This window comes from Pseudomonas sp. P7758 (genome assembly GCF_013386485.1).
Taxonomy (GTDB): Bacteria; Pseudomonadota; Gammaproteobacteria; order Pseudomonadales; family Pseudomonadaceae; genus Aquipseudomonas.
Window position 1 is genome coordinate 18,572 of the sequence record NZ_JACARS010000113.1, and the last position, 9,767, is coordinate 28,338.

General features: G+C 56.1%; 6 protein-coding genes. 5 read left to right on the forward strand and 1 reads right to left on the reverse strand.

Annotated features, from left to right (window positions below; all coding sequences use genetic code 11):
• The first annotated feature begins 343 nt into the window (after positions 1–343).
• The 3 genes from HX873_RS23420 to HX873_RS23430 all read left to right on the forward strand — a co-directional run bounded on the left by HX873_RS23420 (position 344) and on the right by HX873_RS23430 (position 6,175).
• The gene (locus tag HX873_RS23420; protein ID WP_177123273.1) at positions 344–4,975 is read left to right on the forward strand and encodes an RHS repeat-associated core domain-containing protein; all 4,632 of its coding nucleotides are present in this window, start codon (positions 344–346) and stop codon (positions 4,973–4,975) included.
• Positions 4,972–5,610 carry a hypothetical protein gene (locus HX873_RS23425; protein ID WP_177123274.1) on the forward strand — a complete coding sequence of 213 codons (639 nt, stop codon included), beginning with the start codon at positions 4,972–4,974 and terminating at the stop codon, positions 5,608–5,610. Before HX873_RS23420 ends, HX873_RS23425 begins: the two co-directional genes overlap by 4 nt.
• 205 nt (positions 5,611–5,815) lie before the next feature.
• The gene (locus HX873_RS23430) at positions 5,816–6,175 is read left to right on the forward strand and encodes a hypothetical protein (RefSeq protein WP_177123275.1); all 360 of its coding nucleotides are present in this window, start codon (positions 5,816–5,818) and stop codon (positions 6,173–6,175) included.
• Positions 6,176–6,576: 401 nt separating this feature from the next.
• Here the strand turns inward: HX873_RS23430 and HX873_RS23435 are convergent, their stop codons facing one another.
• On the reverse strand, positions 6,577–7,014 hold the full coding sequence (locus tag HX873_RS23435; protein ID WP_003214721.1) for a DUF3995 domain-containing protein: 438 nt from the start codon (positions 7,012–7,014) through the stop codon (positions 6,577–6,579).
• Positions 7,015–7,107: 93 nt separating this feature from the next.
• On the opposite strand from HX873_RS23435, the gene HX873_RS23440 reads away from it, so the two are divergent.
• Complete coding sequence (locus tag HX873_RS23440; protein ID WP_003214719.1) at positions 7,108–7,497, forward strand: DUF2946 domain-containing protein; 390 nt, start codon at positions 7,108–7,110, stop codon at positions 7,495–7,497.
• A 95-nt stretch (positions 7,498–7,592) separates the two neighbouring features.
• Entirely contained in the window at positions 7,593–9,719 is a 2,127-nt protein-coding gene (locus tag HX873_RS23445) for a TonB-dependent siderophore receptor (RefSeq protein WP_177123276.1), read from the forward strand.
• The last annotated feature ends 48 nt before the right edge of the window (positions 9,720–9,767 follow it).

The following is a 9,767-nucleotide window of genomic DNA, read 5'->3' on the forward strand; positions in this document are numbered from 1 at the left end:
TTCATTGAGCATCCTGGGACATCTGCGAAATGATCCAGCGGGTACGTCAATAGACGCCAAGGGAATGGAAGCTGTCAAGTTGGATTTGTTGCATATGTGGGTTTTGTGGGATTTATTTTTGTCGGAGATTTGGCTTACGAAAACGGGTCGGTTTAGCCGGGGATTTGGCGAAACGCCCTATCAGTAGCAGTGGATAGCTCTGACTTCTTTCTCTTACAAACCTCTGCAAAGTCCCTCGCCTGATCACACAGCGCGAGGGAACGCCGATGTTTTTTTCGATTAATGCCCTGCCCGATGGGGCTGCCTCTTGAATCCCGCCATAGGCAGGTTGGCCCTGGCTCCCATGGATGTGGAGACGAAGGACGTTGAAGCGGTCTTTCGTAACTTCAGGGAGTGCCTTAACACGTTTGACGATTGGGCTGAGAGCTTCTGGAGCTTTTCGTCGCTGGAAGTCGAGCAGGTGTTCAAGGTTGGGGATGAGGTCGCGCTGGTCGCGCCTGTTTCCTCTAAAGCCCCCAGTACCACCGTTGCAATGTGCAAACCCAATGGTGCGCTGACCCTGGTGCATATGTTTGAGAGCAAGCGGTTTGTGCCGATCGGCAACACGCCGGTCATGCTCCAGGCCATCGCCGAGGACGGCAGCCTGATCGGTCCCCCCATTCATAAAACCATCGGCCCCAGCGGCATCCTCGAAATCACCGACTGCACGCGCGACCAGCAGTATCAGGTCAGCTTCTACCCCGATGTTTCCAAAGATCACGTCAAGGCGCTCTACGCCTCCTATCAGTCGGTGATCAGCTCACTGGAAAGCAGCTTGCGCAGTGAATGGACGAGCACCTTCGAAGAGCAGTGGAAACAGTACTCAAACGCCAGCGCCCTCGACCGTCGCAAGTTGATGGACGCCGCGTTTGTGCGAGGGATTACGAACACGCTGTACAGCCTTTGGGACGGTATTCCAAACCTGTACGACTGGCTGGCGGACATCAAACCCAATAGCGAAAAGTTGCTGCAGTACCTCTCCCAAGGCGAGCTTGAAGAGCTGTTGAAGCTCAGCAATGAGGCCATTGCCAACGGTCTTCTGGTGCTGAGCGATGAACCGCTGCTGTTCATCTATCTGTCGGCGATGTTCAGTTGGGCGCAATTGCTTCCGCCGCCGGACATGAACGAGCTGCTGGGGGAAATGACTTCCGAGGTACTGCTCAACCTGCTGTTGCTGTTGGCCACCGGCGGCATGGGTGTGGCGGTGCGTTTGGGCCCGCAGGTGCTGGGCAAGGTCAGGTCCGGCCGGGCACGGGTGTTACTCGAGCAGATGGCCAAGTTGGGCGAGGCACCACGGCTGGACTGGCACCCCAGTGTGCTTAAGCCGGTGTCGCTTAAAAATGATCCAGTGTCGATCAAGGCAGCGGCCGTGCCGTTGAAGGCCGGTGTAAACGAGGTTTCGAATCCGGCAGCGCTGGTCCGAAAGCCTAAGGCGGCGCGCACGGCGCTGGTGAAGCAAGAACATGTGGATGATGCCCCGGCTTCGGCGAAAAACCCCAATGGGGATGCGTCGGCTTGTGCAGTAGATACCTGTAAAAACGGCTGCCCGGTATCAATGGTTACCGGTGAGGAGCTGCTGACCCTCACCGATGGCTCATTGGAGGGTGTGCTGCCGTTTACCTGGACGCGGTTGTATCGCAGCAGTGCCGTGGAAGTGGATTGCGGGTTGGGGTTTGGCTGGAGTCATGCGCTGGCGCAGCGCTTGGTGGTGAGCGGCGAATCGGTGGTGTGGACCGATCACGAAAACCGCAGCACCACCTTTCCCCTGCCCTCTGCTGCACGGCCGGCGATCACCAATAGCCTGGCGGAAGCGGCGATTTATCTGGGTGCTTTGCCGGATGAGTTGGTACTGGCTCAGGCGTCGCTTTTCTACCACTTCCGTGACGGTGTGCTGACGGCGATCAGTGACGCGTACGACAACCGGCTGCGCATTTCCCGCGATTATTCAGGGCGGATTCAGCGGATCGATAACCATGTTGGCCAGGGATTACTGCTGCGGTATGAGCACGGCCATATCGTTGCCGTCGACTATCAGGTGCAGCGGGAACTCGGCTGGGTTACCGAGCAAAACGTTGTTTCCTACACGTACGACGATGCCTGGCGGTTGATCGAAGCTACCAACGCTGTAGGAGAAAGCGAGCGTTATCGGTACGACGATCAGCAGGTGATCCTGGAGCGGGAACTGGCCGGTGGGGCGAGTTTCTTTTGGGAGTGGGAACGGTCTGGCAAGGCGGCGCGATGCGTCCGCCACTGGGCCAGCTTTTCGCAGATGGACACACGGTATGTGTGGGACGACAACGGCACGGTCACCGTGCACAACGCCGATGGCAGCCAGGAAGTCTACGTCCACGACCAGCGCGCACGGCTGGTGCAGCGGATCGATCCGGACGGCGCGCAGCACTTCAAATCCTACGACGAAAAAGGCCGGCTGACGGTCGAGCAGGATCCGCTGGGGGCGGTGACGGCCTATCAGTACGACGAAGCCGGTCGGTTGATTGCGCTGTTTCCCGGTGACGATGCGCCCACCTCCTACGAGCATGACAACGGGTTCGTGCGGGTTGTACGCCGTGGTGACGCGGTGTGGAAATACCAGCGTAACGATCAAGGCGATATCACTCGCAAGACTGATCCGGACGGCAATTACACCGAATACACCTACACCCAACACGGAAAGCTTACGGGTGTTTGGTATCCGGATAACAGCAGCCAACGCTTTATCTGGAACGAACGCGGCCAGCTCATTGAGGAAAAACTGGCGAATGGCGGTGTGCGGCGTTATCGCTATGACGAGCTGGGGCGGCAGGTGGCTTGCGAGGATGAGCATGGCGCACTGACCCAGTATCAGTGGGACGCCGTGGGTCGTTTGCTGAAAGTGATTCAGCCTGACGGGGCCACACTTGAATTCAGCTACAACCCGTACGGAAAAATCACTGCTGAGCGTGACGAGTTGGGCCGCGTCACCCGCTACGAATACGCCGATGGTTTGCACCTGATCAGCCGTCGGATTAATCCGGACGGCACGCAGCTTAAATACCGTTATGACAATGTTCGGCTGTTACTGACCGAGATTGAAAACGAGGTCGGCGAAACCTATCGGCTCGACTATCACGCCAATGGCCTGATCCAGCAGGAAATCGGGTTTGATGGCCGGCGTACTGCCTATGTCTACGACCTCGCCGGGCATCTGCTGGAAAAGACCGAATACGGCGATGACGGCAGTCAGTTGGTTACCGGTTATGCGCGCGATGCTGCCGGTCGCCTCGTAAGAAAAACCCTGCCCGACCGCAGCATTGTCGATTACACCTACGACCGTCTCGGCAACCTTCTCAGCGTCGACGACGGTCATTGGCCGCTGCATTACGAATACGACCTGCAAAACCGCCTCACCGCCGAACACCAGGGCTGGGGCACGTTGCGCTATGGATACGACGAATGCGGCCAACTCGAAAAACTACGCCTTCCGGATAACAACCGCCTCACCTTTCACCACGACAAAGGCGGCGACCTCGCCACCGTCGAACTCAACGGTAACCTGCTCACCTCGCACCTGTTCAAATCCGGCCGCGAACACCAACGCCAGCAGGGCCAACTCCTCAGCCACTACCACTATGACGACCAGGGCCGCCTGCACGCCCACGCGATCACTCAACAGGAACAACGCCAGCAGCGCCGCCAATACGACTACGACAAACGCGGCAACCTCACCCGCATCCTCGACACTCGAAAAGGTCAGCACGACTACCACTACGACCCGCTCGACCGCCTGACTCGCGCCAACCACTCGCACGACCTGCAGGAACGCTTCGTCCACGACCCGGCGGGCAACCTGCTGATGCAAGACCGTGTCGGTCCGAGCGTCGTCAAAGGCAATCGCCTGTTGATGCAAGGTGACCGCCATTACGACTACGACGCTTTCGGCAATCTGCTGCGCGAACGTCGGGGCCGGGCGCAGCAGTTGGTTACCGAATACCGCTACGACTGCCAGCACCGACTGATCAGCGTCACCCAACCGGACGGCACCCAGGCCAGCTATCGCTACGACCCGTTTGGTCGGCGTATCGCCAAAACGATAAAAAGCCAAACCACCGAGTTCTTCTGGCAAGGCGACACGCTGATTGCCGAACACAGTGCTGATCACCACCAAAGCTATATCTACGAACCCAACAGCTTTCGCCCATTAGCGCTGCTGAAAGGCTACGGCCCGGAAGACGTAAAACCCTTCCACTACCAACTCGACCACCTGGGCACGCCACAAGAACTCACCGCACCCGACGGCGAAATTGTCTGGTCAGCGCACTATCGCGCCTACGGCCAAATCGCGAAGCTGGACGTCAACACCCTCACCAACCCGCTGCGCTTCCAGGGCCAATACTTCGACCCGGAAAGCGGGCTGCACTACAACCGTCATCGCTACTACAATCCGGATATTGGCCGCTACCTGACGCCCGATCCGGTGAAACTGGCGGGCGGGCTGAACGGATACCAGTACGTGCCCAACCCGACGGGGTGGGTGGATCCGTTGGGGTTGAATACCTGTCCGGGAGGCGATGGATGTAAGCCGACACACCGTGCTGAGGACCCAGCGAGCAAAGCCAAGGTAAACGAAGGCGACGTAGAGCCACCTAAAGGATTCGATAGTAAGCTCTCAAGAAATGGAGCGCTGAGAAGAGCTAAAGAGATTGGTGGTATTCCACGAAGCGCACAGCCTATAGCGGTTGAAAGGGATAAGATCCGTGATCAGGATAGATACATATCGGGCAGGATATATGTTTTCAGCCTTAAAAAAGGTCATGTCACTAAGATTTATGAACACTCCCTAGGTCATGTAGAGGGCAATCACGGTCCACACTTCAACACAAAAAACACGATTGGAGGAATAAAGGTGCCTTTGAGGATTGGCGATGACTCACATACATACTTCAAGAGAAAGCCATGAAAACCGCATATATAAATGAAACTGGAGTAAAACCTTGGAACGGGGTAGAACAGATAGATGACTCTCAGTTTTCCACATTAACCTTAATTGACCATGACTTTCGCTGCGTTTGGGATTCCTGGTGCAACGTGGCGGAGTGCTTAGTAGAAGAATGGCCGATCAAGCGGGAATGGCGGTCGATAGGGTGGGGAGTTTTTTACTCCAGGACCGAGGAATACCTACTAAAAAAGGAATTGGCTGGTCAGATAAAAAATGGAGATCTATTCGGAAAAAATGATGGCACCAACATATATTCGATAATAAAAAACATTCCAACCTTGCCCAGAGACATAACAAACTCCGCACTGGAAGGTTCAAGCGAAACAATTTTGATTATGCAAAAGTCAGCCCCTTCAATAGAACAGCTTTGGACCGACATGACTATTTTCGAAAAAAAAGTGACTACCAAAAATATAAAAACTTTCCTTGAGATTCATCCACAAACCGTGCTTTGCAGGTTCTTTGATTCAGAAACACATGCCGCCGCTCAATTTATAAGCATGATTGATGTTCAAGAGAAACTAGTCAGCGCAATTCAAAAAAATGAGATCCGAGAAATCACCCAACGAGAGGTCTACAGTTATATTCACACATGAAGAATAGCCGAAAGCCAAACTTCCCACCAAACATCATGAATTGCGACGTACCTAAACGTCGACTCAAAAAAGAGTCTCTCCTCTTGACGCAGGATATTTTAACCAAATAAATCCGCCTCACTCTGTTTCTTTGCTGCGACTACTTGCCGTGACCAAAAAACGATACTACACACCAAAAGCGGAAACGGTTTTTGGAGGACGATAAATGGCGATCTCACTGAAAAAACCATCAGGCTTCACATCGAATAATCACAAAAAAACACAGGTGGTGGCGCTCAGCGAGCACGTTGAAGAGGATGCGACGTTGCTCATCGACGGCACCATATTGAATTGCTTCGTCAGCTTTTGCCCTTATGAGATCGAAGTAGGAAAAACCTATGATGCAGATCTGACAATAAATCTATCCGACGACTACGAAATCATCAGGGTCGACACAGTCGATTGTCTGGTTGAAAAAACAGGCCATGGCTATGCTTATTTCTGTTTGGAAGGCTTTGCAACGAGACTTTTCACACGTTTACGCCACTTGACGATCAAGACTTGCACTACGAGCATCCAGAATTAAACGAACAACTTATCAGATTGGAAGTAGAGAGAATTGACGTGAGCTTTCACTGACATTCCAACAAACAGATAAAAACACCTATTACCTTACTTAAACCAACACTCAAAAAAATTGAGCCATTGCGCATGTAACACAATGAAAATTTAAAACCGAGAAATTAAATATTTTAATATCTAGATCGGGCAAAAAATGCTATCGACTTATTTGAGTACAGATTCGAAACAAAAAAATCCAGCTCTGGTGTAACAACAAAATTTTGCAGCCCGGACGGATCACCTAACCTATACCCTACGAACTACTTCCTAAGCCTTTGATTTCTGTGGGCCACCTGACGTCGTATCATCAGGCGGGAATGTAGTTTATACAACGCAGCCCTCACTCTACTGCGGCAAACGTTCCCCTCAACTCCACGCCACCACCAACAACCCCGCCCCCAACACCAAACACAGCGGCGAGTAAAAAAACGTATCCAGCCGCGCAAACCGCGACCCGCCGACCTTCTTGAAAAAACCCACCAACTCTGAATCCCCAATCGCCCGGGCAAACATCACCAGTGCTACTGCACTAATCCCCCACTGCAACGCATGGTTGGACACCGGCTCGAAATACAGCCCGGCCCGCAAACACACCAGCACCGCAATCGCCACCAACCCCACACCCACCAGCAACGTTCCCAGTGCCGACGGCTTGAACGCCGGTCGCGGCCCGCTGGCGAATTCACCCGGCAGCTGCGGAATAGCCGCCGTCACACCCAATTTGCCGCCGGCCGCCCAGTACAAATGCACCAGGCTGATAAAGCCAAAAACCCCGACGATCCATCGCGCGACTAAAAAGCTCATGGCTGGATATCCTTGGAAAAGTCCGAGAGAGGATAGCCCTCTTGAGATTTTTTGCAGGCAATTCGTCGGCGGCTGATGGTAAAGTGCCGCCCCATGAAACTCGCCCGTACCGACCGCTCGCTCATTGCCTGGATGCTCTACTGCTGCGTCCTGTTCAATGTGTTCGCCTGCAGCATCGGCCACGGGCAAATGGTCGGGATGCAGCTCAACGGCATCGGCGGCCAGTTCTGTACGGTGGACCCGCGCACCCAGGCGCCGGCGCCTTACAAGTCCACCGATGAATCCCTGCCCACGCTCTCGAAAGCCTTCGGTTGCCCGCTGTGCTCCACCGGCGGCATGGGCCCGGCGCTCAACTCCAGCCTCAACGTGGCGGTGCTTCCGCAACCCCATGCGCCGCCGCCCGCCATCGTTGCCAGTGCCGACATCCCTGCCCGCTTCACCTGGCCTGCGGCTAATCCGCGCGCCCCACCCGCCTTCGCCTGATACCTGCGCGTTTCTGATTGGCCCATGCGGCTGCCTCCCCCGGGAGTGCGGTCGGCCCTGGGTTGTTTTCAAGCCAAGTTTTTCAGGATTCAACCATGAAACATTTACCCCTTTTGGCGGGCCTGTTTGGCTGCCTGCCTGTCAGCACCTGGGCGATTGAGCTGGCACCGACCACCATTGATGGCGAGCAAACCGGTGATGCCGGCCTGGCCCTGGATCAGTCCAGTGGCATGGCCTCGCGCCTGGGGCTGAGCGTGCGGGAAACCCCGGCGTCCATCAGCATTGCCAACCGCAATGACATCGAGCGCCGAGGCGCCAAGACCTTCCAGGACGCGGCCAATACCCTGCCCGGGGTCAACGCCAGCGCGCCGCCGGGGTTTGGCGGTTTCATTTCCTATCGAGGGTTTACCAGCAGCCAGATTACCCAGATGTTCAATGGCGTCGCGGTGTCCGGCGGCCTGGCTCGCCCCGTGGATGCGTGGATTTATGACCGGGTCGAACTGGTGGGCGGGCCCTCCTCGCTGATCAACGGCGCCGGCTCCGTCGGTGGTTCGCTGAACTACGTGACCAAGCTGGCCACCCGTGAGGAACAGGCCGCCGAAGGTCAGCTCACCTATGGCAGCTACGACACTGCCGGAATGGCCTTCGGCCTGAACCAGGCCCTGACCGAGCCGGGCGCCGAGGTCCAGCATTACGCGCGCCTGGACGTAAGCCGCAACACCAACCACACCTATATCGATCGCCAACAGCGCGATGCCTGGAGCGTGGCGTTTTCCCTGCTGAGTGATTTCACCCCGAACCTGTCCCACACCCTGGCCCTGGAATATCAGGACGAACACGAGGACAGCCCCTACTGGGGCACACCGGTGCTCAACCCGAAGTCGGGCGAGTTGAAGATCGACAAACACAACCGCTTCAACAACTACAACGTGGCCGACGGTCGTTATGAGCAACGCACGATCTGGGTGCGCTCGATCATCGACTACCGGATCAATGACAGCACCACGCTGAAAAATACCCTCTATCACCTCGACAGCCAGCGCGACTATCGCAACCTGGAAACCTACCAGTACAACGCTGATAACAGCGCAGTGAATCGCTCGACGGCCTATCAGGTACGGCACCAGGGTGAGCAGAACGGCAACCAGTTCGAGCTGCGCCATGACGACACGTTCTTCGGCTTGAGCACCACGTGGTCGGGCGGCTTCGAGTACAGGGTCAACAGCACCACCAACAATCCGTTGAATGTGGCAGGCAACAGTACGGTGGACCCGAACAACTATGATCCCGGGCATTTCTATGACATCCCGGGCACCAAGCCCGGTTTCGATCCGGACAAGACCAACGCCGTCACCACCAAGGCATTGTTCCTCGAGAACCGCCTGGGCCTGACTGACAAGCTGTCGTTGCTCACCGGCCTGCGCTACGACGCGATTGACCTGGAAGTCACCAACCACCGGGATATCACCGCCAGCAATCCGCGGCATGTCAAACGCAGTTGGGAGCCGGTGACCGGGCGGATTGGCCTGACGTATCAGTTCATCCCGCAAGCCAATGTCTACGTGCAATACAGCACCGCTGCCGAACAGCCGAGCAGCACCACCCAGGTGTTCGATGTGTCCACCGGCAAGCAATGGGAAGTGGGCAGCAAGTTCGATTACATGGACGGTCGCGGCTCCGCCACGGTGGCCGCCTACCGGATCGAGCGCAAGGACTTCGCCGTCACCGACCCGCTGGACCCGACCAATAGCATTCCGGTGGGCGCGCAGACGTCCAAGGGTATCGAGCTGGCCAGTTCGTTGCGGGTCACGCCCAAGCTATTGCTGGAGGGCAACTATGCGTGGGTCGATGCCGAATACGAGGACTTCAACGAGAAAACCGCCAGCGGTGCCGTGGTGTCGCGCAAGGGCAATACGCCGACCAATGTGCCCAGGCAGGTGGGTAATCTGTGGCTGACCTATGACTTTGCGGAGGATTGGCAAGGAGGTGTGGATGCGCGGTATGTGGCGTCGGTGTATGCCGATAACGCCAACACGCTGACGGTGCCGGCCTATACCTTGCTCGGGACGTTTTTGACTTACAAGGTGGATCAACACACCTCCGTGACGGGCCGGGTGCGTAACCTGACCAATGAGGTGTATGCCGAGTTTGCCCATGTGTCGCCGGCGTATTATCTGGGGTCGCCGAGGACGTTTGAGCTGGCGGTGCAGACGAAGTTCTAAAGCGCAGCAAGTTTCAAGGCAAGAATGAGGTCAGTGTGGGAGCGGGCT